This is a genomic window from Mesorhizobium sp. DCY119 (genome assembly GCF_003590645.1).
Lineage (GTDB): Bacteria > Pseudomonadota > Alphaproteobacteria > Rhizobiales > Rhizobiaceae > Mesorhizobium_M.
In genome coordinates, this window is the sequence record NZ_CP031834.1 from 1,650,696 (window position 1) to 1,674,990 (window position 24,295).

At 61.6% G+C, this 24,295-nt stretch carries 26 protein-coding genes; 12 read left to right on the forward strand and 14 right to left on the reverse strand.

The window, feature by feature from the left end; all coding sequences use genetic code 11:
* The first annotated feature begins 100 nt into the window (after window positions 1-100).
* Window positions 101-358 (forward strand): hypothetical protein, encoded by a 258-nt coding sequence (locus tag DZG07_RS07950; RefSeq protein WP_091917690.1) that lies wholly within the window; start codon window positions 101-103, stop codon window positions 356-358.
* Window positions 359-392: 34 nt separating this feature from the next.
* On the opposite strand, the gene soxR is transcribed toward DZG07_RS07950, so the two are convergent.
* The gene (soxR, locus tag DZG07_RS07955; RefSeq protein WP_091917689.1) at window positions 393-866 is read right to left on the reverse strand and encodes a redox-sensitive transcriptional activator SoxR; all 474 of its coding nucleotides are present in this window, start codon (window positions 864-866) and stop codon (window positions 393-395) included.
* A gap of 170 nt (window positions 867-1,036) precedes the next feature.
* Window positions 1,037-1,495, reverse strand: a complete 459-nt coding sequence (locus DZG07_RS07960) for a tRNA (cytidine(34)-2'-O)-methyltransferase (RefSeq protein WP_119815757.1) — start codon at window positions 1,493-1,495, stop codon at window positions 1,037-1,039.
* 461 nt (window positions 1,496-1,956) lie between these two features.
* Between DZG07_RS07960 and DZG07_RS07965 the strand changes: the two genes are divergently transcribed.
* The 5 genes from DZG07_RS07965 to DZG07_RS07985 all read left to right on the forward strand — a co-directional run bounded on the left by DZG07_RS07965 (window position 1,957) and on the right by DZG07_RS07985 (window position 8,390).
* Entirely contained in the window at window positions 1,957-2,331 is a 375-nt protein-coding gene (locus DZG07_RS07965; RefSeq protein WP_133304729.1) for a hypothetical protein, read from the forward strand.
* Window positions 2,332-2,452: 121 nt separating this feature from the next.
* Window positions 2,453-4,327 carry an ABC transporter ATP-binding protein gene (locus tag DZG07_RS07970; protein WP_091917686.1) on the forward strand — a complete coding sequence of 625 codons (1,875 nt, stop codon included), beginning with the start codon at window positions 2,453-2,455 and terminating at the stop codon, window positions 4,325-4,327.
* 2 nt (window positions 4,328-4,329) lie between these two features.
* Window positions 4,330-6,207: an ABC transporter ATP-binding protein gene (locus DZG07_RS07975; RefSeq protein WP_119821512.1), complete on the forward strand. Its 1,878-nt coding sequence runs from the start codon at window positions 4,330-4,332 to the stop codon at window positions 6,205-6,207.
* Window positions 6,204-8,072, forward strand: a complete 1,869-nt coding sequence (locus tag DZG07_RS07980) for an ABC transporter ATP-binding protein (RefSeq protein WP_119815763.1) — start codon at window positions 6,204-6,206, stop codon at window positions 8,070-8,072. The genes DZG07_RS07975 and DZG07_RS07980 overlap by 4 nt, the downstream gene beginning before the upstream one ends.
* 6 nt (window positions 8,073-8,078) lie before the next feature.
* Window positions 8,079-8,390 carry a DUF6665 family protein gene (locus DZG07_RS07985; RefSeq protein ID WP_119815766.1) on the forward strand — a complete coding sequence of 104 codons (312 nt, stop codon included), beginning with the start codon at window positions 8,079-8,081 and terminating at the stop codon, window positions 8,388-8,390.
* 6 nt (window positions 8,391-8,396) lie between these two features.
* Here DZG07_RS07985 and DZG07_RS07990 read toward each other — a convergent pair whose 3' ends face one another.
* A complete protein-coding gene (locus tag DZG07_RS07990; protein WP_119815768.1) occupies window positions 8,397-8,741 on the reverse strand; it encodes a cupin domain-containing protein in 345 nt (114 codons plus the stop codon).
* Between the two features lie 272 nt (window positions 8,742-9,013).
* Here DZG07_RS07990 and petA point away from each other — a divergent pair, with 272 nt between their 5' ends.
* The 4 genes from petA (at window position 9,014) to DZG07_RS08010 (ending at window position 12,529) form a co-directional block, all read left to right on the forward strand.
* Window positions 9,014-9,574 (forward strand): ubiquinol-cytochrome c reductase iron-sulfur subunit, encoded by a 561-nt coding sequence (gene petA / locus DZG07_RS07995; protein WP_119821514.1) that lies wholly within the window; start codon window positions 9,014-9,016, stop codon window positions 9,572-9,574.
* Window positions 9,575-9,593: 19 nt separating this feature from the next.
* Window positions 9,594-10,895, forward strand: coding sequence for a cytochrome b N-terminal domain-containing protein (locus DZG07_RS08000; RefSeq protein ID WP_091917682.1), 1,302 nt, complete (start codon window positions 9,594-9,596; stop codon window positions 10,893-10,895).
* A gap of 26 nt (window positions 10,896-10,921) precedes the next feature.
* Window positions 10,922-11,785 carry a cytochrome c1 gene (locus tag DZG07_RS08005; protein ID WP_119815771.1) on the forward strand — a complete coding sequence of 288 codons (864 nt, stop codon included), beginning with the start codon at window positions 10,922-10,924 and terminating at the stop codon, window positions 11,783-11,785.
* Between the two features lie 198 nt (window positions 11,786-11,983).
* A complete protein-coding gene (locus DZG07_RS08010) occupies window positions 11,984-12,529 on the forward strand; it encodes an adenine phosphoribosyltransferase (protein WP_091917680.1) in 546 nt (181 codons plus the stop codon).
* 138 nt (window positions 12,530-12,667) lie between these two features.
* Here the strand turns inward: DZG07_RS08010 and DZG07_RS08015 are convergent, their stop codons facing one another.
* From DZG07_RS08015 to DZG07_RS08055, 9 genes are all read right to left on the reverse strand, one after another.
* On the reverse strand, window positions 12,668-13,135 hold the full coding sequence (locus DZG07_RS08015; RefSeq protein ID WP_119815774.1) for a MaoC family dehydratase: 468 nt from the start codon (window positions 13,133-13,135) through the stop codon (window positions 12,668-12,670).
* On the reverse strand, window positions 13,132-13,593 hold the full coding sequence (locus tag DZG07_RS08020; protein WP_091917678.1) for a MaoC family dehydratase: 462 nt from the start codon (window positions 13,591-13,593) through the stop codon (window positions 13,132-13,134). The genes DZG07_RS08015 and DZG07_RS08020 overlap by 4 nt, the downstream gene beginning before the upstream one ends.
* 92 nt (window positions 13,594-13,685) lie before the next feature.
* Window positions 13,686-14,657 (reverse strand): magnesium/cobalt transporter CorA, encoded by a 972-nt coding sequence (corA, locus tag DZG07_RS08025; RefSeq protein ID WP_091917677.1) that lies wholly within the window; start codon window positions 14,655-14,657, stop codon window positions 13,686-13,688.
* Between the two features lie 119 nt (window positions 14,658-14,776).
* Window positions 14,777-15,880 carry a redox-regulated ATPase YchF gene (ychF, locus tag DZG07_RS08030; RefSeq protein ID WP_119815776.1) on the reverse strand — a complete coding sequence of 368 codons (1,104 nt, stop codon included), beginning with the start codon at window positions 15,878-15,880 and terminating at the stop codon, window positions 14,777-14,779.
* Window positions 15,881-15,892: 12 nt separating this feature from the next.
* On the reverse strand, window positions 15,893-16,342 hold the full coding sequence (locus tag DZG07_RS08035; RefSeq protein ID WP_162931577.1) for a PIN domain-containing protein: 450 nt from the start codon (window positions 16,340-16,342) through the stop codon (window positions 15,893-15,895).
* Complete coding sequence (locus tag DZG07_RS08040) at window positions 16,329-16,580, reverse strand: DUF6364 family protein (RefSeq protein ID WP_119815782.1); 252 nt, start codon at window positions 16,578-16,580, stop codon at window positions 16,329-16,331. Before DZG07_RS08040 ends, DZG07_RS08035 begins: the two co-directional genes overlap by 14 nt.
* Window positions 16,581-16,709: 129 nt before the next feature.
* Window positions 16,710-17,438, reverse strand: a complete 729-nt coding sequence (gene pth / locus DZG07_RS08045; RefSeq protein WP_119815785.1) for an aminoacyl-tRNA hydrolase — start codon at window positions 17,436-17,438, stop codon at window positions 16,710-16,712.
* 27 nt (window positions 17,439-17,465) lie between these two features.
* Window positions 17,466-18,110: a 50S ribosomal protein L25/general stress protein Ctc gene (locus tag DZG07_RS08050; protein WP_119821516.1), complete on the reverse strand. Its 645-nt coding sequence runs from the start codon at window positions 18,108-18,110 to the stop codon at window positions 17,466-17,468.
* A 178-nt stretch (window positions 18,111-18,288) separates the two neighbouring features.
* Window positions 18,289-20,070 (reverse strand): DEAD/DEAH box helicase, encoded by a 1,782-nt coding sequence (locus DZG07_RS08055; protein WP_091917671.1) that lies wholly within the window; start codon window positions 20,068-20,070, stop codon window positions 18,289-18,291.
* A gap of 262 nt (window positions 20,071-20,332) precedes the next feature.
* Here DZG07_RS08055 and DZG07_RS08060 point away from each other — a divergent pair, with 262 nt between their 5' ends.
* Together DZG07_RS08060 and chrA are read left to right on the forward strand one after the other, a co-directional pair.
* On the forward strand, window positions 20,333-21,139 hold the full coding sequence (locus DZG07_RS08060; RefSeq protein ID WP_133304730.1) for a sulfurtransferase/chromate resistance protein: 807 nt from the start codon (window positions 20,333-20,335) through the stop codon (window positions 21,137-21,139).
* On the forward strand, window positions 21,136-22,497 hold the full coding sequence (gene chrA, locus DZG07_RS08065; protein WP_119815791.1) for a chromate efflux transporter: 1,362 nt from the start codon (window positions 21,136-21,138) through the stop codon (window positions 22,495-22,497). The genes DZG07_RS08060 and chrA overlap by 4 nt, the downstream gene beginning before the upstream one ends.
* Window positions 22,498-22,607: 110 nt before the next feature.
* Here chrA and DZG07_RS08070 read toward each other — a convergent pair whose 3' ends face one another.
* Window positions 22,608-23,543 (reverse strand): ribose-phosphate pyrophosphokinase, encoded by a 936-nt coding sequence (locus DZG07_RS08070; protein ID WP_091917668.1) that lies wholly within the window; start codon window positions 23,541-23,543, stop codon window positions 22,608-22,610.
* A gap of 116 nt (window positions 23,544-23,659) precedes the next feature.
* The gene (locus DZG07_RS08075; RefSeq protein ID WP_091917667.1) at window positions 23,660-24,247 is read right to left on the reverse strand and encodes a hypothetical protein; all 588 of its coding nucleotides are present in this window, start codon (window positions 24,245-24,247) and stop codon (window positions 23,660-23,662) included.
* Between the last annotated feature and the right edge of the window lie 48 nt (window positions 24,248-24,295).

Here is a 24,295-nt window from a genome sequence, read left to right on the forward strand (position 1 = left end):
CCTTGCAGGCCTGCCATCCCGTGAATGGCGCCTGCGAAAATGACTCGTCTTTTCCCGCGCGATCCCTAATCTGTAATTGATCAGGGTCAAGGAGTTAGTCGTGCGTACCCCGACGAGACCGCCGCTCGATGGTCTGAAAAGAAGGCTCGATCAAAGCCGGGCTGAGCGTGAGCGCACGCCGCGCGACGGCTTTTTGCGCGAGACCTTCGTGTTGCCCCGTCCGGACGCTCGCGCCAAGGCGCAGGAGTGGTTCGAACGCTGGCCGAAGCAGGCCTACTGGACAACGATCGAAAGCTGGTTCGAGCGACCGGGCGATGTCATCGAATTCACCATCCGGCGTCTGCCGACTTCCGACTAGACTGTGTTGAGATTCAGGCGGGCGGTAGCCAAGTTCAGAGCTTTCCGCATTCGCGGCTGGATTTTCGATGCGATGCGGTCAGAAGCAGGCGCGGGCCGGGTCCATCTTCGCTGAGATGGTCGTCGGCATTGTGCAAGGGGCAGCGGTCGATCGACATGCAGCCGCAGCCGATGCAGTTGGTCAGCCCGTTGCGCAATTTCTGCAACTGAAGAATGCGCTGGTCGAGATCAGCGGCCCAGCCTTCCGAAAGCACGCGCCAGTCCTCCCGTGTCGGCGTCCTTCCGTCCGGCAATGCGGCAAGGGCGGCGGAAATGTCGGCCAGCGAAATGCCGACCTCCTGCGCGACCTTGATGACGGCGACTCGGCGCAGCACGTCCTGGCCGTAGCGCCGCTGGTTGCCGCCGGTGCGGTGGCTTTTGATCAGGCCCTTCGTCTCATAGAAATGAAGCGCTGAAACCGCGATGCCGCTGCGATGCGCCACCTCGCCGACCGATAATTCCCTGCCCATGTCCGACTTTCCGCTTGACCTCAACTAATGTTGAGGTTGTAGCAAGATATCCTTCAGGACGCAAATCGAAGGATGAGATGATGTTCACACGGCTGAGAATCGGTGGGTCGGTCAGGGTCCGGGGGCGCAAGATCGCAAGCTGGGCGATCGTGGCCGGCGTGGAGGATGTTTCAGCCGAGTTGCCGGATCGCTTCGCCCGCAGCCATCGCGGCACTCAGCGCGAGATTGAGGCTGCGGCCGCCGCCCTTCATCGGAATGAGGAGCCGCGCGTCGGCGGTCTCATGCACGTCTTCTGGTACGCCCGCCGATTCGCGGCCAAACAATATTACGTCGCCATCAGCGTAGCGAAATTGCGTGTAGGGCAGGGCGGCTTTGGTCGAGAAAAGAACGAGGCGGCGGCCCTCAGACTTTCGCCACGCCTCAAAAGCCGTGAAATCGACATGGCGCGTCAGGGAGGCCATTTCGAGATAATCCATGCCGGCTCGTCTCAGGTTCCGGTCGGAAAGATCGAAGCCGGCTGGCTCGATGATATCCACGGCGATGCCAAGGCAGGCGGCCATGCGCAGGATGGTGCCGGTGTTGCCGGCGATGTCGGGCTGGTAGAGGGCGATGCGGATGCCGTCGGCCAATATCTTCACTCGCTAATGTGTTGCGTTACAGCCACAGGCGCCGCAAGGTTGCGACAATTTGGCAGTTACGCGTGGTCTTGCGCGCCGAATGCGGTTATAGAGCCGTCATTGTCAACTCGAACCGACGGAGGCAGTCATGACTATGCGTGTATTCTTGCTCCCGGCCCATGCTGCACGACGCTGACGGCGGTTTTCGGTTCGAAGCTTTCCTTTGACATTCTAAAGCACCAGTAACTCCATCTCCGCGTATTCGTGCGCGTGTCTTTGCTCCCGATCCACGGCCTCTGGGCGTGATGTCGGCCTGGGTTTGGCGCTTTAACTCTGACATTTCGAAGCTTCAGGACTCGATTCCCGCCGGAACTCTTTTCCGTTTTCAAAGGAATCCGACGATGTCTTTTTCATTCAGGGGACGAAAATCCCCACCCGAACCAGCCCCTTTGTCGCGGCAGCCGAACGGTCGCGTGAGCCTGTCCGAACGCAAGCTGTCGGCCTGGGCGATGGTCATGGGCGTGCGGCTGCCGTCCGACTACCCCGAGAGCCGGATGCGGCGTCGCGGCGGTTTGCCCGATGTCGACTTTTCGGGTGCAAGCCCCGATCCGGGCTACCGCTCGCCATTGCAAAGGCTGAGCGATCGCATTGCTTCGGCGTTGCGGTCTCTCAGGGACTGGCGGGCTCCTGCCACGACCGTGGCAGGAGCGATCGCCGAAGATATCGGCGAATCCGCGCGGACACCCTACATTGAGGAGAACGGGCCTGCCCTGGCGGGCAAGCCCGATCAAGCCGGTGAGGAGACGCCCGAATATGATGGCGGTGAATCGGTTCGCCGCGCTGCATGACGCAACGCTGTAACATGATCGCGGATTGATTCCGGGGCATGTTACAAGTTGTTGCTTTTACGAACGATTTGCCCGAACGGCGCGCCGCTTTTCGGGAAAGGCACCAAACAGAGAATGAACGATGTTTCGCTGGTTTGAAAAAAGGTTAGATCCGTTTCCCGCTGCGGAGCCGGTCGAGCCGCCCAAGACGCTGGTGGCCTTCTGCCTCCATTACACCAAGGGATCGTGGCCCTTCATTGCCGTCTCGGCTGTTCTGACGGCGCTGGTCGCGTTGGCCGAAGTGTGGATGTTCGGCTTCCTCGGCTCGATCGTCGACTGGCTGTCGGCACAGAATCGCGAGACGTTCCTCCAGACCGAGGGCTGGAAGCTGGCGGCGATGGCTTTCGTCGTGCTGTTTCTGTTGCCGGGCACGGTGTTCATCAATTCGATGGTCAACCAGCAGACGCTGATGGGCAACTATCCCATGCGCATCCGCTGGCAGGTGCATCGCTACCTGCTCAAGCAGTCGATGACCTTCTATCAGGACGAGTTCGCCGGCCGCATCGCCACCAAGCTGATGCAGACCGCGCTCGCCGTGCGCGAATGCGTGATCAAGCTGGTCGACGTGCTGAACTATGTCATCGTCTATTTCCTCGGCATGCTGGCCATCGTCGGATCGGCCGACTGGCGGCTGGCTGCGCCGCTGGCAATCTGGCTCGTCTGCTACGTCATCCTGCTGCGCTATTTCATACCCCGGCTCGGCAAGGTGGCCGAAGAGCAGGCTGATGCGCGTTCAGTAATGACGGGACGCGTCGTCGACAGCTACACCAATATCCAGACGGTGAAGCTGTTTTCGCACAGCCGGCGTGAAGCCTCCTTTGCGCGCGAGGGCATGTCGAGCTTCCTCGAGACGGTCTACCGCTCGATGCGGCTGGTCACCGGGCTTTATGGCGTTCTCTACGTCCTCAACTCGATCCTGCTCACTGCCGTCACAGCACTGTCCATCTGGCTGTGGCTCGGCGAGGCCGTGTCGATCGGCGCGGTCGCCGTCGTCATCGGGCTGGTGCTGCGGCTGTGGGGCATGTCGCAATGGATCATGTGGGAAGTGTCTGGCCTGTTCGAGAATATCGGCACGGTGCAGGACGGCATCGGCTCGATTTCGATGCCGCGGCTTGTCGAGGACAAGCCCGGTGCGAAGGAGATCGTCGTCAGCAAGGGCGAGATCGCGTTCGAGAATATCGGCTTCCATTATGGCAAGGGCAAAGGGGTCATCGAGCATCTTTCGCTGACGATCAGGCCGGGCGAGAAGGTCGGTCTGGTCGGGCGCTCGGGTGCGGGCAAGTCGACGCTGGTGAACCTTTTGCTGCGCTTCTACGATCTGGAAAGCGGACGCATCCTTGTCGACGGCCAGGACATCTCGGCCGTGGCGCAGGATTCGCTGCGCGCCGAGATCGGCATGGTCACGCAGGATACGTCGCTGCTGCATCGCTCGGTGCGCGACAATATTCTCTATGGCCGTCCCGACGCCGACGACGAGATGATGGTGGAAGCGGCGCGGCGCGCCTCGGCTGCCGAATTCATCGCCGGGCTTTCCGATCCGAAGGGCCGCAAGGGCTATGACGCCCACGTCGGCGAACGCGGCGTGAAATTGTCGGGCGGCCAAAGGCAACGCATCGCCATTGCCCGCGTTATGCTGAAGGACGCGCCGATCCTCATTCTCGACGAGGCGACGTCTGCGCTCGATTCCGAGGTCGAAGCGGCAATCCAGGAAAACCTCTACCGGCTGATGGAGGGCAAGACAGTGATCGCGATCGCCCACCGGCTTTCCACCATCGCCGCGATGGACCGGCTCGTCGTCATGGATCAGGGCCGCGTCATCGAGGAAGGCTCGCATGAGGAACTCGTCGCACGCGGCGGGCTCTATGCGCAGCTCTGGAATCGGCAATCTGGTGGCTTCCTGCCCAGCGACGAATCGGTTGAGAATGGACCCATAGGAAAGGGTCTCGCCGCCGAATGAGCATGCGCGCCGTCTATGAGATGTTCGAAGGCTGGGTGAACCCGTTTCGGGAGCCCCGGAGCCTTCGGCCACCCGAGACGGTGTGGGGCTTTATCTGGCACTATGTCGGCCAGGCAAAGCTCGCCTTCTTCGCCATGCTGGTTATCGGTGGAATAGCCCCGCTCGTCGAAGCGGGGCTTTTCTACTTTGTCGGGCACCTCGTCGATATTCTCGATCAGGCGTCCGGCAACAGAAGCTGGCAGGGGCTCTGGGATGCTGCCGGCATGCAGCTGCTGTTCATGCTGGTCACCGTTCTGGTGCTGCGGACGATCGTCGAGGCGCTGTCCGACCTGATCGACGAGCAGACCATCACGCCGGGATTCTACAATCTCGTGCGATGGCAGGCGCATCGCCATGTCTCGCGCCAGTCCTATGCGTTTTTCCAGAACGATTTCGCCGGCCGCATCGCCACCAAGGTTTGGCAGGCGGGGCAGGCAACCGGCGACCTGATGGAAAGCTTCATCGAGGTCGTGTGGTTCATGATCATCTATACGATCACCACGCTGGCGCTGGTGGCGAGCCTCGATCTCAGGATGGCGGGGCTGGTGGTGATCTGGATCATCGCCTTCGGCTTCGTCGCCCGCCATTACCTGCCGTCGATCCGCAAGCATGCCGAGGCGACTGCCGAGGCCGGCTCGATGATCAATGGCCGCATCGTCGATTCCTATTCCAATGTGCTGACGCTGAAGCTGTTCGCCGCCGATGGCGACGATCGCTACATTCGCAACGGCTTCGACATCTATGTCGAGACGCAGCGGCCGTTCATGCGCAAGCTGACCGGCCTGCGCATCAGCATGACCGCGCTGTCGGGTGTGATGATCACGGCGATCGCCTGCTTTGCCGTCTTTCTCTGGGTCGAGGGCACGATCACGGTCGGCGCGGTCGCCTTCACGCTCAGTCTCGTGCTGCGGCTCAACATGCTGCTGCTGCGGCTGATGATGCAGCTCAACGGCATCCTGCGAAATCTCGGCGTGCTGGAAAACTCCAAGGCGCTGATCTCGCAGCCGCTCGGGCTGATCGACAAGCCCGGTGCGAAGGACCTGGTGGTCAAGGGCGGCGAAATCCGCGCGGAGAACGTCGTCTTCCACTACGGCAAGGGCGGCGGCGTGCTGGACGGCATCGATCTTGTCGTCAAGCCGGGCGAAAAGGTTGGGCTGGTCGGGCCGTCCGGCGCCGGCAAGACGACGCTCGTCAATCTGATGCTCCGGCTCTACGACCTCGAAGGTGGCAGGATTCTCATCGACGGGCAGGATGTCTCCACGGTGACGCAGAATTCGCTGCGCGCCAATATCGGCGTCGTCAGCCAGGATACCGCGCTCTTCCATCGCTCGCTGCGCGACAATATCAAGCTCGGCAAGCCGGACGCGACCGAGGCCGAGGTGATCGCGGCAGCACGAAAGGCCGAGGCGCATGGGTTCATCGGCCGGCTGCGCGACAACAATGAGCGCTCCGGCTACGACGCCTATGCCGGCGAGCGCGGCGTGAAGCTGTCGGGCGGCCAGCGCCAGCGCATCGCCATTGCCCGTGTTTTCCTGAAGGACGCGCCTATATTGGTGCTGGATGAAGCGACGTCGGCGCTCGATTCGGATGTCGAAGCGGCGATCCAGGAAAATCTCCATGCGCTGATGCAGAACAAGACCGTCATCGCCATTGCGCACCGCCTCTCTACCATCGCAGCCCTCGACCGGCTGGTGGTGCTCGATGACGGACGCATCGTCGAGCAGGGCACGCATGATGAGCTGGTCGAAATGGATGGGCTTTATGCGCGGCTGTGGAAGCGCCAGTCGGGCGGCTTCCTGTTCCATGAAGACCAGATCGAAGCGACGAGGCCGGCCGAATGAAAGACGGCGGTTTTAGCGACAGGCTGTGGCGCAGGCTGGAAGGCTGGATCGATCCGTTCCAGGACACCGACCGCGAGGTGCTGCCGGCCAATGCGTGGCGCTTCATTCTTTATTTCGCCAGCCAGGCCAAGGGACCGTTCATCCTGCTCCTGATCGTCGGCGGCTTGAGTGGGGCGGTCGACGCCGCGCTCTACTGGTCCGTCGGCTGGCTGATCGACCTTCTCGACAAAACGAGCCCGCAGGCATTGCTGACCGATCACTGGCCGGAACTGGTGGGGCTCATGGCGCTGCTTCTGGTGGTACGCAGCGTGGTGATGATCGGCGGCGCGATCGTCGAGCAGCAGATGGTCGTGCCCGGGTTTTTCTCGATGGTGCGCTGGCAGGCGTTCCGCCGCGTCATCGAGCAGCCCTATGATTTCTACCAGAACGATTTTGCCGGGCGCATCGCCACCAAGATCATGCAGGGCGGCGAGGCCGTCGGCGATTTCATCGTCAACGTGCTCCAGACCATGTGGGCGTTCCTGACCTTCATGATCCTGACGACGACGATCCTGATAACCGTCGATCCGCTGATGGGCGTTGTGGTGACGGTCTGGTTCATTTTGTATGGAGCGATCGTCTATTTCCTGCTGCCTGAGATGCGCCGCGCCGGCCGCGCGACGGCCGACGAGCGTTCGATCTTCAACGGCAGGCTGGTCGATGCCTTCACCAACATCATGGCGGTGAAGCTCTTCGACAGCGGGCGGCGCGAACATGCCTATGTCCGCGACGGGTTGGAGCGGTTTCTGGTCGCCGTTGTTCGGCTGACGCGGTCGGTGACGCTGGTGCGCAGCTCGATCGCCATCCTGAACGGCTTCATGATGGGATCGGTGGCGGCGATCTGCATTTACAAATGGACCGGCGGCGGCATTTCCACCGGCGCCATCGCCGCCTCGCTCGGCCTTGTCTTCCGGCTGAACCAGATGTCCGGCTGGATCATGTTCAATATCAGCGGCCTGATCCGCAATTACGCCACCGTGCAGGATGCCACCCGCACGATCTCGGTACGCCCGGCGATCCGGGATGCGGCGGATGCACTCGTCATGCCGCGCGCCGAGGGCGATATCCGCTTCGAGAACGTCTCCTTCCACTATGGCAAGGGCGGCGGCGTCATCGAAAACCTGAACCTGCATATCAGGCCGGGCGAACGGGTGGCGCTGATCGGGCCGTCGGGTGCGGGCAAGACGACCATCGTCAATCTCGCGCTGCGGCTGTTTGATGTCGAGCAAGGCCGCATTCTTATCGACGGGCATGATTTGCGCTCGGTCACGCAAGGCTCGCTGCGCGCGCAGTTCGGCGTGGTCAGCCAGGAGGCGATGCTGATGCATCGCTCGATCCGCGACAATATCGGCTATGGCCGCGAAGGGGCGACGCAGGCCGAGATCGAGGAGGCGGCCGAGCGGGCGGCGGCGCATGAGTTCATCGTCGATGTCTCCGATCCAAAGGACAGGCGCGGCTACGATGCCCATGTCGGCGAGCGCGGCGTAAAACTCTCGGGCGGCCAGCGCCAGCGCGTGGCCATCGCGCGCATGATGCTGAAGGACGCGCCTATCCTCATTCTCGACGAGGCAACCTCGGCGCTCGATTCGGAAGTCGAGGCGGCGATCCAGGACAATCTCTACCGGATGATGGAGGGCAAGACCGTCATCGCCATCGCTCACCGGCTTTCCACCATCGCAGCACTTGATCGTCTGATCGTGCTGGATGATGGCAAGATCGTCGAGGAAGGCACGCATGAAGCGCTGATCGCCAGGGACGGGCTTTATGCGCAGCTGTGGAAGCGCCAGTCGGGCGGCTTCCTGGCCGATCGGCTCGCCGCGGAGTAGGCGGTCATGTCGCTTCGTCCCCCGGGCAAGTATTCGCATCCATCGCAGGAAACCGGCTTCAACGTGCTCGAGCACGAGATGCTGGCGGAAATGGCCGTATCGCTCGGACGCGCCGGACAGCGCGCCGAAGAGGCGCTGGCGCTGCTGCGCGATCACCATGGCGACGAGGCAACGAGACCGAAGCTGCTGAAAGCGGCGGCGCGGGCCGTGCATGCCTATTTCATCCAGCGCGAGCTTTGCGGCCTGCGCCGCCATGACGACGTGATCCGCGATCTCGCCATTCCGAAGGAAGTGCTGGTCAGGCTCGGGGCGATGTGAGCGCGCTCATTCGAGCCATTCGGTGATGAAACTATCGCTGGCGTGAATGTCGATCGTTTCCAGCAGGTCGGGACCGATGTTTTCGAATTTGTGCGGCGTGTTGGCCGGTGCGACAAGGACCATGCCGGCCCGTGCTTCGATCTGCTGGTCACCAACCGTGAAGCGGGCGCGGCCGGACCGGATGATGAAGGTTTCGGCATAAGGATGCCGGTGCAGCCTTGGCCCGCTGCCGATCGTTTCCAAGCTGTTGAAGATTATCGAAACCGGTGAGCCGCATGCGGTACCTGGCAACTCGCCGTGCCACAAGGTCGGCGATTCGGCCCATCCATCGCGATCGATCACGGTCACCATGGCGGCGACGATACTCTGGAGCGTTGCTGCATGTCGAGGAGGCGGGCGGGGAGTGCCGTTTTCTACCTTGTTGATAGACTCTCCACAGCCACCCGCGACAATCTGCCCTGACCCCTTGTCCCGTCTGGACAAGAGCCGGCTTCGCGCATAAACCGAGTGCCAAATGCCGGAGGAATTCGTCAGCCTGTTCCGCTATGCGGTTGCGGGCTGTCGACAGTGAGCGGGGACATGGCTCGACCGCCGGCGTGGGTAAGGCGAAAGGATCATATCTCGTGAGCGCAAACGACACGATCGACCCAACCCGTCGTGATTTTCTTTATGTGGCGACCGGCATGGCTGGCGTCGTTGGCGCTGGTGCGGTCGCCTGGCCGTTCATCGACCAGATGCGCCCCGACGCCTCGACGCTTGCAGCCTCCTCGGTCGAGGTCGACGTTTCGTCGCTGACGCCGGGCATGTCGCTGACGGTCAAGTGGCGCGGCAAGCCGGTGGCTATCCGCAACCGCACGGAAAAAGAAATGAAGGATGCCGAGGCTGTCAGCCTTAGCGACCTCAAGGATCCGCTTGCGCGCAACGCCAATCTGGCCAGCGACGCGCCCGCGACCGACGCGAACCGCACCGTGCCGGGCAAGGAAGCCTGGATGGTGATGGTTCAGGTCTGCACCCATCTTGGCTGCATCCCGCTCGGCGAGCAGGGTGAATATGGCGGCTGGTTCTGCCCGTGCCACGGCTCGGCATACGATACGGCCGGGCGCATTCGCAAAGGACCGGCGCCTGAGAACATGGCGATCCCGATATTCTCGTTCATTTCCGACACTTCGATCCGGATCGGCTAAGGCAGAGGGAACTTAATCCATGAGCGGTGGACACTCGACCTATTCGCCAAAAACAGGCATCGAACGCTGGTTCGACGCGCGCATGCCATTGCCGCGCCTCATCCATGATTCGTTCGTCTCTTTTCCGGTTCCGCGTAACCTGAACTATGCCTACACCTTCGGCGGCATCCTTTCGCTGATGCTGGGCGCGCAGATCCTGACCGGCATCGTGCTGGCCATGCACTATGCGGCAGACACGACGCTGGCTTTCCAGTCGGTCGAAAAGATCATGCGTGACGTGAATTCGGGCTGGCTGCTGCGCTACCTGCATTCCAACGGCGCTTCGATGTTCTTTATTGCGGTCTATATCCACATCATGCGCGGCCTCTACTACGGCTCATACAAGGCGCCGCGTGAGTTGCTCTGGATTCTCGGCTGCATCATTTACCTCCTGATGATGGCGACCGGTTTCATGGGCTACGTGCTGCCTTGGGGCCAGATGTCCTTCTGGGGCGCCACCGTCATCACCGGCTTCTTCACCGCCATTCCGCTGGTGGGCGAGTGGATCCAGCAGCTTCTGCTTGGTGGCTTCGCCGTCGACAATCCGACGCTGAACCGCTTCTTTGCGCTGCACTACCTGCTGCCCTTCATGATCGCCGGCGTCGTCATTCTTCATATCTGGGCGCTGCATGTGGTCGGCCAGACCAACCCGACCGGCATCGAGATCAAGTCGAAGACCGACACCGTGGCCTTCACGCCCTATGCGACCATCAAGGATGCGTTCGGCATGGTCGTGTTCCTCGCCGTGTTCGCCTACTTCGTCTTCTACATCCCGAACTATCTCGGCCACCCCGACAACTACATCGTTGCCGACTCGCTGAAGACGCCGGCCCATATCGTGCCTGAATGGTACTACCTGCCGTTCTACGCGATCCTGCGCGCCATCACCTTCAACATCGGTCCGATCGACTCGAAGCTCGGCGGCGTGCTGGCCATGTTCGGCGCCATCGCGGTCCTGTTCTTCGTGCCGTGGCTGGATACGTCGAAGGTTCGTTCGGCCGTCTATCGCCCATGGTACAAGCTGTTCTTCTGGCTGTTCGTTGCCAATGCCATCTTCCTCGGCTGGCTCGGTTCGCGCCCCGCGGAAGGCACCTATGTGGCACTGGCCCAGGCCTCGACGCTTTACTACTTCGCGTTCTTCCTCGTCATCATGCCGGTTCTCGGCCTGATCGAGACGCCGCGGCGGTTGCCGAACTCGATCACCGAAGCGGTGCTTGAGAAGAACAAGTCCGGCTCGGGTCACCCTGCGGGTGCTGCGGCATCGCCGGAAACCAAGGGCTGAGCGAGAATCTTGAGAGGAATGTTCGCATGAAAAAGATTCTCACTGGATTGGCTGTGTTCGGACTGGTCGTTGCCGGCGCTTTCGGTGCCGCCCTCGCCGCCGAGGAAGGCCACAACGAGGCTGAGCCGACCCATTTCCCGATCCACAAGCCTACGCAGGAAAAGTGGTCGTTCGCAGGTCCGTTCGGTACCTACGACAAGGCCCAGCTCCAGCGCGGCCTGAAGGTCTACAAGGAAGTCTGCTCGGCCTGTCATTCGATGGAGCTGGTCGCTTTCCGCACGCTGGAAGATCTCGGTTATTCCGAGGCCCAGGTGAAGGCTTTCGCTGCCGAATACGAAGTGCAGGATGGCCCCAACGCCGATGGCGAGATGTTCACGCGCAAGGCGATCCCCAGCGATCACTTCCCTTCGCCGTTCCCGAACCACGCTGCGGCTGCCGCTGCAAACGGTGGTGCTGCACCGCCGGACTTCTCGCTGATCGCCAAGGCGCGCGGCGTGGAGCGTGGGTTCCCGACCTTCATCTTCGACATCTTCACGCAGTATGCCGAAGCCGGCCCGGACTATATTCACGCGCTGCTGACGGGCTTCGACGAGCAGCCGCCTGCGGGAATGCAGATTGCCGAGGGCACGCACTACAATCCGTATTTCATTGCCGGCAAGTCGCTGGCCATGGCCAAGCCGATCTCGGATGACCAGGTCACCTATGACGATGGCGCGCCGCAGACGGTCGACCAGTATTCCCGCGACGTTTCCGCGTTCCTGATGTGGGCCGCCGAGCCGCATCTGGAAGCGCGCAAGCAGACCGGCTTCCGCGTCATGGCCTTCCTGCTGCTGTTCGGAGCGCTGGTCTACCTGACCAAGCGCAAGGTCTGGTCGGGCGTCGCCCACTAAGCGTGGTCACGGCAAAATCAAATCTGGAAGAGGGCGCTGAGAGCGCCCTTTTCTTTTTGTCCGCACGGCGGCACAACTAGATCGCCGTGCGTCCGTTCGGACGCGCAAAGGACGATCAAGCACTTTGAGGATCGGAATATTCCGAAAACCGGTAACCACTTTTCGGTCCGATGCTCTAAGCCTCAACGGAACAATCTCATGAAATCCTCCCTCGAAGAAACCTTGATCTCCGCGATCCGCAACATTCCGGACTATCCAAAGCCGGGCATCATGTTTCGCGACATCACCACGCTGCTCGGCAATGCGCGGGCTTTCCGGCGCGCCATAGACGAGCTGGTGCACCCCTATGCCGGCTCGAAGATCGACAAGATCGCCGGCATCGAGGCGCGGGGTTTCATCCTTGGCGGGGCGATGGCGCACCAGCTCTCGTCAGGCTTTATTCCGATCCGCAAGAAGGGAAAGCTGCCGCACGAGACCGTGCGGGTGGCCTACAGCCTGGAATACGGTCTGGACGAGATGGAGATGCACAAGGACGCCGTCACGGCCGGTGAGAAGGTTATCCTCGTCGACGACCTGATTGCCACCGGAGGCACGGCTGAGGGCGCGGTGAAGCTGCTGCGCCAGATGGGCGCCGACATCGTCGCTGCCTGCTTCGTCATCGACCTGCCGGAACTCGGCGGCCGGGCAAAGCTGGAGGCGCTGGACGTGCCGGTGAGGACGCTGGTCTCATTCGACGGGCATTGAGGCTTTGGGAGGTTGGCACCCTTCCTCTCCCCTTTTGAGGGGGAGAGGTGGCTCGGCGAAGCCGAGACGGAGTGGGGGTGGGCCGCGCTATATACGATTGGGGAGAAGGTCGCGGCAGCGCCGAGCCCTAAATAGTTCTCAATCCGCCTTCAGCAGAACCGCGCTTTCGAATTCCAGAACCTTGTCGCCGGTCGAATCGAAGGCGTCGGCGCGTATGGTTACGAGACGCCATCCGGGACGGCTGGCGACCGGCCTATGGCTCAAGCCGGTGCGGGTGAAGGTTACTGTTTCGCCGGCATAGACCGGCTTCAGCCATTTCAGGTTCTTGAAGCCGGGTGAGGGGCCGAATTCCGGCTTCGGGCCGGGGCCGTCCCATTTACCGTCTGCCAGCGCCTGTTGTTCAAGATTGTAACGCATCCAGGTCGCGGTGGTGTGCCAGCCGGAGGCGCAGAGCCTGCCGAACACGCTGTTCTCGGCCTTCTTCTCATCCATGTGAAAAGGCTGCGGGTCATACTTGGCGGCAAAAGCCTTGATGGCTTCGGGCTCGAATCTGTGCGACCCGAGCGTGACCGTGGTGCCGATGCCGAGGAATTCGTCCAGCGTCATGCCGTGCCCTCACGCGTCAGGAACATCCCGGTGTTTTCCAGCTCGATCACGCTTTCGCCCTTCTGGTTGAAGAGTTCGTGGCGGCAGGTGACGAAGCCGAGCGTCGGCCGCGATTTCGACAGCCGCTTGGCAAGGACGGAGCTGCGGCCGGTCAGGGTGTCGCCGGCCAGCACCGGCTTCTTCCAGCGGGCATATTCGATGCCCGGCGCGCCCTGGGAGGTAGAGTCGAGCAGGAAGGCATCGCACATCATGCGCATGAACATCGCGCAGGTGTGCCAGCCGGATGCGGAAAGGCCACCGAGAATGCTCGCCTTGCCTGCTTCCTCATCAAGGTGCATCGGCTGAGGATCGAATTCGCCGGCGAATTCTATGATCTCGGCTGCGGTGACAATTTTCGTGCCGAGGTCGATCGAGCCGCCTTCGGGGAAATCCTCATAGGCCCATTTCTTGGTGGTCATGCCGCAATCCTGTTCAGGCTTGAACTTTCATAGTGCCAATTGTCGCCTCCGACGGCAAGGCCGGGGGTGGCGCCACAGGTGCCTTACGGTTGTTACAGCCAGCCGCGCCGCTTGAAATAGAGGTAGGGCAGGATGGCCGACAGGACCATCAGGCAAAGCGCAAAGGGATAGCCGAGAAGCCACTTCAGTTCGGGCATGATGTCGAAATTCATGCCGTAGATGGAGGCGACGAGCGTCGGCGGCAGGAAGACCACGGCAGCCACCGAGAAGATCTTGATGATGCCATTCTGCTCGATGTTGATCATGCCCAGCGTGGCGTCGAGCAGGAAGGTGATCTTGTTGGATAGGAACGAGGCGTGGTCGGTCAGTGACGAGACGTCCCGCGACAGCGTTTTGACGCGGGCGCGCACATCCTTGCTCTTGGCCTGCATGGTGACGTTGCCGAGAAACCCTGAGAGCCGCTGAAGCGTCATCAGGCTTTCGCGGATGTTGGAGGTCAGTTCTTCCTTGCGGCCGATGGCCTGCAGTACCTTCTTGAAGTCGTGGTCGCGCTTGGAGGCATTCTTTTCGGATGACTGGAAGATGCCGTGCGAAATGGTGTCGATGTCGTGGCCGATACGCTCCAGAACGTCTGCAAGGCGGTCGACGATCGCTTCGAGCAGACTGACGAGGATGGTCTCGCCATTGGTGCAGCCCATGGTGACTTTTTCGGCGCGCAGCGGAAAGGTCTGGAACGCACGTGGTTCGTGGTAGCGAATGGTGATCAGTCGTTTGCCCGACAGCACGAAGGTCACCGGCGACATGATGGGATGATCCTCATCCGTCTTCGCTGGCAGCGTGGCGGTCATGAAGTAGGCGCCGTTCTCGATATAGAGACGCGAGGAAATCTCGATCTCCTCCATCTCCTCGCGCGTCGGTACGCCAACGCCGAGCCACTTCTCGACTTCCACCTCTTCTTCCTTGGTGGGGACAACGAGATCGGCCCAGATCACCGCATCCTTATTCGCCTCGAGATCGTCCACGGGGCGCAGGCGATCATTGTCGAGGACAAAGGCCTTGATCATCGCTGGGCTCCGTTTCTTGAGAGAAAGCGCGTCAGAAGCCGACGCTTGGTATAAGTGAACGCCGTAGACCTCGGCGTTCAATGCGTCAAGAATTGGGTATCGGCGTTACATCGCTGCGATCAGGTGTTGAACTTGAACATCAGAACGTCGCCGTCCTGCACGACATATTCCTTGCCTTCGTCGCGGGCCTTGCCGGCTTCCTTGGCCGGCACTTCGCCGCCGAGCGTGACGAAATCATTGTAGGCGATGGTCTGGGCGCGGATGAAGCCGCGTTCGAAATCCGTGTGGATGACGCCGGCGGCCTGCGGCGCCTTGGTGCCCTTCTGGATGGTCCAGGCGCGCGTTTCCTTGGGGCCGGCGGTGAAATAGGTGATCAGGTGCAGGAGGTCGTAGCCGGCGCGGATAAGCTTATCCAGGCCGGGTTCCTCAAGACCGAGATCAGCCAGAAACTCCTGAGCTTCTTCGTCGGGAAGCTGGGCGACTTCGGCCTCGATCGCTGCCGAGATGACGACGGTGCCGGCACCTTGCGCGGCTGCCATCTTCTCCACGGCCTGCGTGTGCTCGTTGCCGGTCGCAGCCTCGGCTTCCGAGACGTTGCAGACATAGAGGACAGGGTGCGAGGTCAGGAGGTTGAGACCCTGCAGGATGGCGAGGTCTTCCGCAGCGATGCCCTTGAGCAGCATGCGCGCGGGCTTGCCTTCCTGCAGCAAGGCAAGCGCCTGTTCCATCATCGGCAGGATGGTCAGCGCTTCCTTGTCCTTGCTGCCGGCGCGCTTGCGGAACTGGACGATGCGGCGCTCGAGGCTTTCGAGGTCGGCGAGCATAAGCTCGGTTTCGACGGTCTCGGCGTCGGCGACCGGGTCGATGCGGCCCTCGACATGGGTGATGTCGTCATCCTCGAAGCAGCGCAGCACATGCACGATGGCGTCGACCTCGCGGATGTTGGCGAGGAACTGGTTGCCCAGGCCTTCGCCCTTCGAGGCGCCGCGCACGAGGCCGGCGATGTCGACGAAGGAGATGCGGGTCGGGATGATCTCCTTCGACTTCGCTGCGTCGGCGATCTTCTTCAGGCGCGGATCGGGCACCGCCACTTCGCCGGTGTTAGGCTCGATGGTGCAGAAGGGGTAGTTGGCGGCCTGTGCTGCAGCCGTGCGCGTGAGCGCGTTGAAAAGCGTCGATTTGCCTACGTTGGGCAGGCCGACGATGCCGCATTTGAAACCCATGATGATAAAGCCTTATCGAGAAACCAAGATTTGTTCAGGGCTATGGGCGAAAGGGTCGATGATCGTCAAGCCTTCGATGACCTGACAGTCCTTCAAATCCTCGGAAAGGAAGTATTTGCAGCCCAGTTCGAGCGCTGAGGCGAGGAGAAGGCAGTCCCACCAGGAGAAGCGAAAGGTAAGATGGATTGCGCGAGCTGAGATTGCCGTTTCGAGCCGAAGTGGATTTGAGCCGAATGCAGCGAAGGCATCGATCCTGAAAAATACGTTGGTGTCGCCGAATTTGGCCGACTTGCGTATCGCAACATTGGCAATTTCGTTCAGCACCTGAAGGTTGGTAACGCCGCAATCGCGATCGGACAGATATCCCAGCCAGCGCTGCGCTACGGGCCTCTTCTCCTCTTCATAGACGTCAAAAGTATAGAGAAATGTATTGCTGTCGATGAAGACCTTAGCGCCTGGCATTCCGCTCTTCCGCAGTAGGCATGCGCCCATTTTCGGAAATAGGAAGCTTAGGCCCGTCGAAGACACGCTGCAAAGCCTCCAGCCGGCGCTTTATCTCGTGTGCTTTGGTGGTTTCCTGGGAGGTTTCCCGTTCCAGCAAGTCGGCGACATATTGCGACATGCTCTTGCCAGCCTTGGCTGCGTTCACTCTGGTGTCCTGCAGCAACTCTTCTTTCAGTGATATGGTCAGGTTTTTCATGGCTCAATCTCACGAAAACACGAGGTTCGTGAGAAATATAGCGATAATGGGAGATTGCTTCAAGAAATCAGGCCATCGCGCCGTTTGAACGCTATGCGGAAGTGACTGCCGGTGCCTAGCCGGGCAAAGTCACTCTTTGCCGCCGAACAGCTTCTTCAGCATTGCGGCCATCGGGCCGCTCTCGGGAATTTTTACAGCCGGCGCCTGCGGTTTGCGAGCCTGCCTGATGTGGCTTTGAGCCTTTGGTGCCTTCGGCGGTGGGGTATCGTCGGTGCCGGTCGGCTGCAGCTTGTCGCGCAGTGCCAGCGTGATGCGGTTCATGAAGCCGCTTTCGTCGCCCTTGATGAGCAAAGGGGCGTTGTCCGCTATTGAGTCCAGAAGCACGTCCAGCCATTCACTGTCGGCCTTGGCGAAGTCGCCGAGTACATGGTTGTGCACCATTTCCTTGACGCCCGGATGGCCGATGCCGATGCGCACGCGGCGGTAATCCCTGGCGATGTGCTGGTCGATCGAGCGGATGCCGTTGTGGCCGCCGGCGCCGCCGCCGGTCTTCACCCGCACCTTGCCGGAAACAAGGTCCAACTCGTCGTAGAAGACGGTGAGATCAGAAGGCTGTAGCTTGTAGAAGCGTAGCGCCTCGCCGACTGACTGGCCGGACAGGTTCATGAAAGTCTGGGGCTTCAGCAGGATGACTTTTTCGCCGTCGAGCTTGCCTTCGGCGATCAGACCCTGGAACTTCTTCGACCAGGGCGAAAAATCATGGCGGCGGGCGATTGCCTCCGCCGCCATGAAGCCGACATTGTGCCGGTTGTTGGCATATTTGGCACCCGGATTGCCGAGACCTGCAAAAAGCAGCATCGATGCGGCCCTCCGGAGCCTCGAAGATTACTCTTCGGTTTCAGCCTCGGTCTCGGTTGCAGTTTCGGCCGTGGCTTCGGCTGCGTTGTCTTCGCTCTTGAGGCCGGCAGGTGCGGCAACGGTCGCGATGGTGAAGTCGCGATCGGAGATGACCGGCTTCACGTCCTTGGGCAGCTTGATGGCCGAGATGTGAACCGAATCGCCGATGTCGAGACCGGTGAGGTCGACTTCGATGAATTCCGGGATCGCATTGGCCGGGCAGTGGAATTCCACGTCATGGCGCACGATGTTGAGAACGCCGCCGCGCTTGATGCCGGGCGACTTCTCTTCATTGGTGAAGTGAACCGGAACGTTGACGTTGACTTCGGTGTTCTTGCCGACGCGCAGGAAATCCACATGCATGGGGAAGTCACGGACCGGGTCGAGCTGGTAATCCTTCGGCAGGACCTGGATCTTCTTGCCGTCAAGGTCGATCGTCGCGATGGTGGTTTTGAAACCGCCGCCGTGGATCTTGTAGTAGATGTCCTTGTAGGACAGGGCGATCGCCAGGGGAGGCTGCTTGTCGCCGTAAATAACTGCAGGCACTTTACCGTTGCGGCGAACTGCACGGGCGGACCCCTTACCGACCTGTTCGCGAGCTTCGGCCTTGAGCTCATAAGTATCGTGGCTCATGGCATTTCCTTTCGTGTTATGGAGCATCTCCGGATACCGCGAGCGCGGGTGCCGAAAATGTCGAAAGCCGCGAATTTCGCGGCCCTCGCCCGCGTTGCCTCCAAGGGTGTCTACGCGGGTGGCGGCTCTATAGCCGAAGGTACATCTAAGCGCAAGGTTTGGCGCGAAATCGCCGTTCTCAGGCGGGTTTTGCCTTGTTGAACTTCTTCTTCGGCTTCTTGTGCGGCGGCTCGCCTGAAAAACCCTCGGTTCTGGGCTTGGATTTGTTGGGCTTGAACTTGCCCTTCTTCTCGTTGTTCCAGGAAGGGGCGGCTGCAGCTTCGGGGGCAGGGGCCTTGCCGTCGATCTTCTGGATCGTCACGCCCTTTTCGCCGGTGCCGGTTTCCTTGACCGCCGCCCAGAAGCTATTTGCCTTGTCGCCGGCGATCTCGAAATGGCTGTCGGTGTCGTTGATCTTGATAGAGCCGACCGCACGCTTGGTGATGTGCCCGGCCTTGCAGATCATCGGCAGCAGCCAGCGCGGCTCGGCACGATGCTTGCGGCCGACCGTGACGCGGAACCAGACGCCATTGTCGAAATCACTGCGGTCGCGTGGTGCGGCATCGCCGCGGCCTTCGCCACGCGGCGCACGCTCGGCAAAGTGCGTCGGCGCGTCCATCAGCTCTTCAGGCGCAGGGCGCGCGGCAAGCTGCAGCCGCAGATAGGCGGCAGCGATGTTTTCGGCGCCGTGTGCCTTCATCAGCTCTGCGACGAAAGCGACCTCATCCTCGGTCGGAGCGACCGAAAGTGCCGGATCTTCAAGGATTTGTTCGCGGTTGTGACGCTCGATATCGCTGGCGGTCGGTGCGGGCACGGTGCGTGCCGTCAATTTCGCCAGTTTCAGCACGCGGCTTGCAGCGCCGCGGCGGTGAAGCGGCACGATCAGCGTGCAGATGCCCTTGCGGCCGGCGCGTCCGGTGCGGCCGCTGCGGTGGAGGAGCGTGTCGGGGTTGGTTGGCAGATCGGCATGAATGACCAGACCGAGATTGGGCAGGTCGATGCCGCGCGCCGCGACGTCAGTCGCCACGCAGACGCGGGCCCTGCCGTCGCGCATCGACTGCAGCGCGTTGGTACGCTCGGCTTGGCTGAGTTCGCCCGACAGCGAAACCACGGCAAAGCCGCGATTGGAAAGGCGGCTCGTCAGATGCTTCACCGCTTCGCGCGTATGGCAGAAGACGATGGTGTTCTGGGAATCGAAGAACAGCAGCGTGTTGATGATGGCGTTTTCGCGATCGGCGGCGGCTACCAGGATCTGCTGGTATTCGATGTCGCTGTGCTGGTCGCTTTCGCCCTCAGCGGTGATGCGGTGGGCGTCGCGCTGGAAGCGCTTGGCCAGCTGCGCGATCTGATTTGGAACGGTGGCCGAAAACAGAAGCGTGCGGCGCTCGGCCGGGGCGGCTGCGAGAATGAATTCGAGATCGTCGCGGAAGCCTAGATCGAGCATTTCGTCGGCCTCGTCGAGCACGACGGCGCGAAGCTCGGAGATATCCAGCGAGCCGCGCGTGATGTGGTCACGCAGGCGGCCGGGTGTTCCGACGACGATGTGCGCGCCATCCGCTAGAGCGCGGCGTTCCGTGCGCATGTCCATGCCGCCAACACAGGAGCCGATGCGGGCACCGGTTTCGCGATAAAGCCATTCGAGCTCGCGGCGAACCTGCAAGGCCAGTTCGCGCGTCGGCGCGACGATCAAGGCAAGTGGCAGGCCGGCGGCGCCAAAACGTTCGCGCCCTTCAAGCAGGGTCGGGGCAATGGCGATGCCGAAGGCCACGGTCTTGCCGGAACCGGTCTGCGCAGAGACCAGAAGGTCGGCGTCGCGCGCCTCCGGGGTCAGCATAGCGCGCTGGACAGGGGTGAGGGTCTCGTATCCACGCGATGCGAGTGCGGCAGCCAGCGCGGGCGCCATCAGTTCAAAGTCGGTCATCAAGTCAGGCTTTCATCGTAAGCGCGGCGGTGACAGGCTTCTGGTCAACGACTGGCCGCGCGGTTCGCAAATCTTTTTCGAACCCTCCCCTAAAGCCTCTTGGCGAAAGCAGCAAGTCGCGGATGCAATCGATCGAAAGACGATTATCCGGTTGAAGCGCTGCCAAAGCGGGAATAATGTCGGTTTACCGGGGGCATGGTGGACTCCCCGTTTGAGGCGCAATGCCCAAGCTCCGCCTTCGCTGCTGCATGCGGAGGATACCATGCCACGGAGAATTTCAGCCCAGGACCTTATCGCTTTGACCGGGACCGACCGGTTTCCGCATGTCGTCGATGTTCGCCGCGAGGCCGTTTTCAAGGAGTCGCCGACGCGCATAGCGGCGGCGGTATGGCGCGATCATATGAAGACCGCGGAATGGTCGCCTGAATTTCGTGATGGAGAGCAGATCGTCGTCTATTGCACGCATGGGCACAATGTCAGCGAGATAGCGGCTGCAGGGCTTGCCCGTGCCGGGGCCGACGTCGCGATCCTTGACGGCGGCATTGATGATTATGAAGAGGCCGGAGGCGTTCTGGTCGCGCGCGCCGGGACCGGTGTCGATGTTGCCGCCGGACCAAGCGTCTGGGTGACGCGGGAGCGGCCAAAGATCGATCGCATCGCCTGTCCTTGGCTTATCCGGCGGTTTATCGATCCATTCGCGGTTTTTCATTTTGTTGCAGCGGAATGGGTGAAGGATGTCGCCGAAGAAATCGGAGCGATTCCTTATGATATCCAGGATGTCCATTATTCGCATCGCGGGGAGGGCTGCACCTTCGACACGCTCATTGCGGAGTTCGGCCTTTCCGATGCGCCGCTTCTCCATCTGGCGCGGATAGTGCGCGGTGCGGACACGGCCCGGCTGGATATCGAGCCACAGGCGGCGGGTCTTCTGGCTGTCTCGCTTGGACTTTCAGCAACCGAGCAGGATGATTTGCGGCAGCTGGAAAAGGGCATGGTCATCTATGATGCAATGTATGGCTGGTGCAGGCATGCAGCCGACGAGCGCCACAACTGGCCGGTGGCAGCATGACGATGGTTGAGAACGCAGTCGTGTCGGAGCCGGGTTTCGAGTTGCCCGCGCCGACCTTCGCCGAAGCGACGAAGGTCTTCGCCAAGATCGGGTTTTTGTCGTTCGGAGGGCCTGCCGGGCAGATCGCGCTGATGCACCGGATACTGGTGGACGAGAAGCGCTGGCTCGACGAGCCGCGATTTCTGCATGCGCTGAACTACTGCATGCTCCTGCCGGGGCCGGAGGCGATGCAGCTGGCGACCTATTCGGGCTGGTTGCTGCATGGGGTCCGCGGCGGGCTGATCGCCGGGCTGCTGTTCGTGCTGCCGGGAGCCGTCGTCATCACGCTGCTGTCGGCGATCTATATGACGGTTGGCGACGTGCCGCTGGTTCAGGGCCTGCTGTTCGGGTTGAAGGCTGCCGTGCTGGCGGTCGTTCTGGAGGCGCTGATCAAGGTTTCGAAGCGGGCGCTGAAGGGCGGTTTCATGGTCGCGCTGGCCGTGGCGGCATTTGTCGCCATCGCCTTTCTGAAGGTGCCGTTTCCGGTGATCATCGCAGTTGCGGCGCTGTGCGGGGCGGCGGCACATTTTTTTACTGCCAGACAGCCAATTCCCGACGATGAGCAGGAAGCATCTATTCCTGTTGCCGCCATGCCGGAGTGGACTCAGCCAAGCTGGCGACGTTTCCTGACGACGCTGTCCGTCTGGCTGGTGATCTGGTTCGTGCCGCTCGCGGTTTTACATGTAGCGCTCGGCGGGGCGAATGTCTTTGCAGCAGAGTCGCTGTTCTTTTCGAAGATGGCGGCCGTCACTTTCGGTGGTGCCTATGCGGTGCTGGCCTATGTCGCGCAGCAGGCCGTGGAGGTTCATGGCTGGCTGAAGCCAGACGAGATGCTGACCGGGCTCGGCCTTGCCGAGACCACGCCGGGGCCTCTCATTTTGGTGCTGGTGTTCGTCGGCTTTCTCGGCGGCGCGCGCCTTTCCGGTTTCGAGCCGCCGATTGGTGGGCTGGCGGGTGCGCTGGTCACCCTGTGGTTCACCTTCGTGCCGTGCTTCTTGTGGATTTTCGTCGGCGCGCCTTTTGTCGAAACCGTGCGTAATATCCGCTGGCTTGCCGGCTCGCTTGGTGCGGTCACCGCTGCGGTCGTCGGCATCATCGCCAATCTGGCAGTGTGGTTTTCGCTGCATGTGCTGTTCGGCCATGTCGGCGAATGGAAGGTTGGACCGTTCACGCTGCCGGTGCCGGATTTTTCGTCACTGGATATAGCTGCAGGCGTCATCGCAATTGCCGCAGGCGTCGCGCTGATCAGATGGCATGCCAACATGATCGCTGTGCTGGTTGCGGCGGCACTGGCCGGGATGGTGTGGACGCTTGTGTAGGGCTCGAGAGCCGAAGCCTCATCCGTCACAATAGAATCAGGACGACAGCCTATCTGCCTGTTCCTGAATCGATTTCCCGAAATCAGGTTTCGGGAAATCGTTGCCGAAACTCAATCGAACAGGCTGGAAACCGATTCTTCCGTTGCCGTGCGCGAAATTGCTTCGCCGATGAGATCGCCGATCGAGACGACGCGGATGTTCTGCGCGGCATCGATGGTCGAGGTCGGCTGGATCGAATCGGTGATGACCAGTTCCTGGAGCTTCGAGCCGGCAATGCGGGCAGCAGCACCACCCGAGAGCACACCGTGGGTGATGTAGGCGGTGACGCTGGTCGCGCCATTGGCTAGCAACGCGTCGGCCGCGTTGCAGAGCGTGCCGCCCGAATCGACGATGTCGTCGATCAGCAGGCAGTCCTTGCCGCGCACGTCGCCGATGACGTTCATGACTTCGGATTCGCCCGGGCGCTCGCGGCGCTTGTCGACGATGGCGAGCTGGGCATCGATGCGCTTGGCCAGCGCGCGGGCGCGGACCACGCCGCCGACGTCCGGCGATACGACCATGACGTTGTTGAGCTGCTTGTATTTGGCCTTCACGTCGCGCGCCATGACCGGCACGGCGAAGAGGTTGTCGGTGGGGATGTCGAAGAAGCCCTGGATCTGGCCGGCATGAAGATCGAGCGTCAGGACGCGGTTGGCGCCGGCGCGCGCGATCATGTTGGCGACGAGCTTGGCCGAGATCGGCGTACGGCCCGATGCGCGGCGATCCTGTCTTGCGTAGCCGAAATAGGGAATGACCGCCGTGATGCGCCGCGCCGAGGAACGCATGAACGCGTCGATCATGATGAGAAGTTCCATCAGATGATCGTTGGTGGGGAAGGAGGTCGACTGCAGGATGAACACATCCTCGCCGCGCACATTCTCCTGGATTTCGACGAAGATTTCCTGGTCGGCGAAGCGCCGAACGCTCGCCTTGCCGATCGGCACGTTCAAATAGCGGGCGACCGCCTCAGCCAGGACCCGATTGGAATTGCCTGCGAAGAGTTTCATGCACCGTTCCTGGTGAAGGATTTCATCGGGCTTTTAGCGGGCTGCGCCGCTATTGCAAGCGGCGTCGGATTATTTCGTCGGATATTCCAAAGAAACGGTGCTTCATCGCAACAGGATCACCCCGTGGAGCCGGCCAGCCACGTGGCCAGTTGATCGACCGTCGTGTCGGCGATGGCCTGCATGGCGGTTGCCGGAACCGACGACCAGCCGTCGCCGCCCGTCACCTGAACCTTCTGCTGGCCGTTGATGCGGTGCAGCCTCGTGCCAGCGGGATCGTATACGTCCCAGACATAGACCACCGTCGTTTCCTTGCCCTCTGTAAGCGCCGAGAAATAGCCCTTGAGGATATGAGTCGCCGATCCGTCCGACCCGCCGGCAAGGCGGATGCCGCGTTGGCGGGCGCGGCTTGCCAGCCGTTCGGTCAGCGGGGTCGCGGCCTCGACGCTTGCGCCGACGATCGGCGCAATCTGGATGCGGGCGTTGGTGGGGATGGCCGCAGTGGTGCCTGCCGGCGCGGGGGACGGCGCCGTCGGCGACGACGGCTGAGGTGTGGTCGTTCCTGTCGGGGAAGGCTGGCCCGCGGTTGCGCCCTGCTGTTGCTGGGCAGATATTGCCGACGGCTCAAGAACATCCTGCGTGCTGGTGCAGGCGGTCAGCGCGGCGACTGCGAGCAGGGACAGAGCGCTTGCCGGCAATCGCCTCATTGTTCTCGAACTCCCCGGCGATATACGCGCAACCATCTTCACCAGCGG

What these genes read in the sequence shown, in the direction of transcription:
- soxR (WP_091917689.1), bottom strand. Translation starts at nt 866, where the DNA reads ATGGGCAGGGAATTATCGGTCGGCGAGGTGGCGCATCGCAGCGGCATC.
- DZG07_RS07970 (WP_091917686.1), top strand. Translation starts at nt 2,453, where the DNA reads ATGTTTCGCTGGTTTGAAAAAAGGTTAGATCCGTTTCCCGCTGCGGAG.
- DZG07_RS07975 (WP_119821512.1), top strand. Translation starts at nt 4,330, where the DNA reads ATGCGCGCCGTCTATGAGATGTTCGAAGGCTGGGTGAACCCGTTTCGG.
- DZG07_RS07980 (WP_119815763.1), top strand. Translation starts at nt 6,204, where the DNA reads ATGAAAGACGGCGGTTTTAGCGACAGGCTGTGGCGCAGGCTGGAAGGC.
- DZG07_RS07985 (WP_119815766.1), top strand. Translation starts at nt 8,079, where the DNA reads ATGTCGCTTCGTCCCCCGGGCAAGTATTCGCATCCATCGCAGGAAACC.
- DZG07_RS07990 (WP_119815768.1), bottom strand. Translation starts at nt 8,741, where the DNA reads ATGGTGACCGTGATCGATCGCGATGGATGGGCCGAATCGCCGACCTTG.
- DZG07_RS08000 (WP_091917682.1), top strand. Translation starts at nt 9,594, where the DNA reads ATGAGCGGTGGACACTCGACCTATTCGCCAAAAACAGGCATCGAACGC.
- DZG07_RS08005 (WP_119815771.1), top strand. Translation starts at nt 10,922, where the DNA reads ATGAAAAAGATTCTCACTGGATTGGCTGTGTTCGGACTGGTCGTTGCC.
- DZG07_RS08010 (WP_091917680.1), top strand. Translation starts at nt 11,984, where the DNA reads ATGAAATCCTCCCTCGAAGAAACCTTGATCTCCGCGATCCGCAACATT.
- DZG07_RS08015 (WP_119815774.1), bottom strand. Translation starts at nt 13,135, where the DNA reads ATGACGCTGGACGAATTCCTCGGCATCGGCACCACGGTCACGCTCGGG.
- DZG07_RS08020 (WP_091917678.1), bottom strand. Translation starts at nt 13,593, where the DNA reads ATGACCACCAAGAAATGGGCCTATGAGGATTTCCCCGAAGGCGGCTCG.
- corA (WP_091917677.1), bottom strand. Translation starts at nt 14,657, where the DNA reads ATGATCAAGGCCTTTGTCCTCGACAATGATCGCCTGCGCCCCGTGGAC.
- ychF (WP_119815776.1), bottom strand. Translation starts at nt 15,880, where the DNA reads ATGGGTTTCAAATGCGGCATCGTCGGCCTGCCCAACGTAGGCAAATCG.
- DZG07_RS08035 (WP_162931577.1), bottom strand. Translation starts at nt 16,342, where the DNA reads ATGCCAGGCGCTAAGGTCTTCATCGACAGCAATACATTTCTCTATACT.
- DZG07_RS08040 (WP_119815782.1), bottom strand. Translation starts at nt 16,580, where the DNA reads ATGAAAAACCTGACCATATCACTGAAAGAAGAGTTGCTGCAGGACACC.
- pth (WP_119815785.1), bottom strand. Translation starts at nt 17,438, where the DNA reads ATGCTGCTTTTTGCAGGTCTCGGCAATCCGGGTGCCAAATATGCCAAC.
- DZG07_RS08050 (WP_119821516.1), bottom strand. Translation starts at nt 18,110, where the DNA reads ATGAGCCACGATACTTATGAGCTCAAGGCCGAAGCTCGCGAACAGGTC.
- DZG07_RS08055 (WP_091917671.1), bottom strand. Translation starts at nt 20,070, where the DNA reads ATGACCGACTTTGAACTGATGGCGCCCGCGCTGGCTGCCGCACTCGCA.
- DZG07_RS08060 (WP_133304730.1), top strand. Translation starts at nt 20,333, where the DNA reads ATGCCACGGAGAATTTCAGCCCAGGACCTTATCGCTTTGACCGGGACC.
- chrA (WP_119815791.1), top strand. Translation starts at nt 21,136, where the DNA reads ATGACGATGGTTGAGAACGCAGTCGTGTCGGAGCCGGGTTTCGAGTTG.
- DZG07_RS08070 (WP_091917668.1), bottom strand. Translation starts at nt 23,543, where the DNA reads ATGAAACTCTTCGCAGGCAATTCCAATCGGGTCCTGGCTGAGGCGGTC.
- DZG07_RS08075 (WP_091917667.1), bottom strand. Translation starts at nt 24,247, where the DNA reads ATGAGGCGATTGCCGGCAAGCGCTCTGTCCCTGCTCGCAGTCGCCGCG.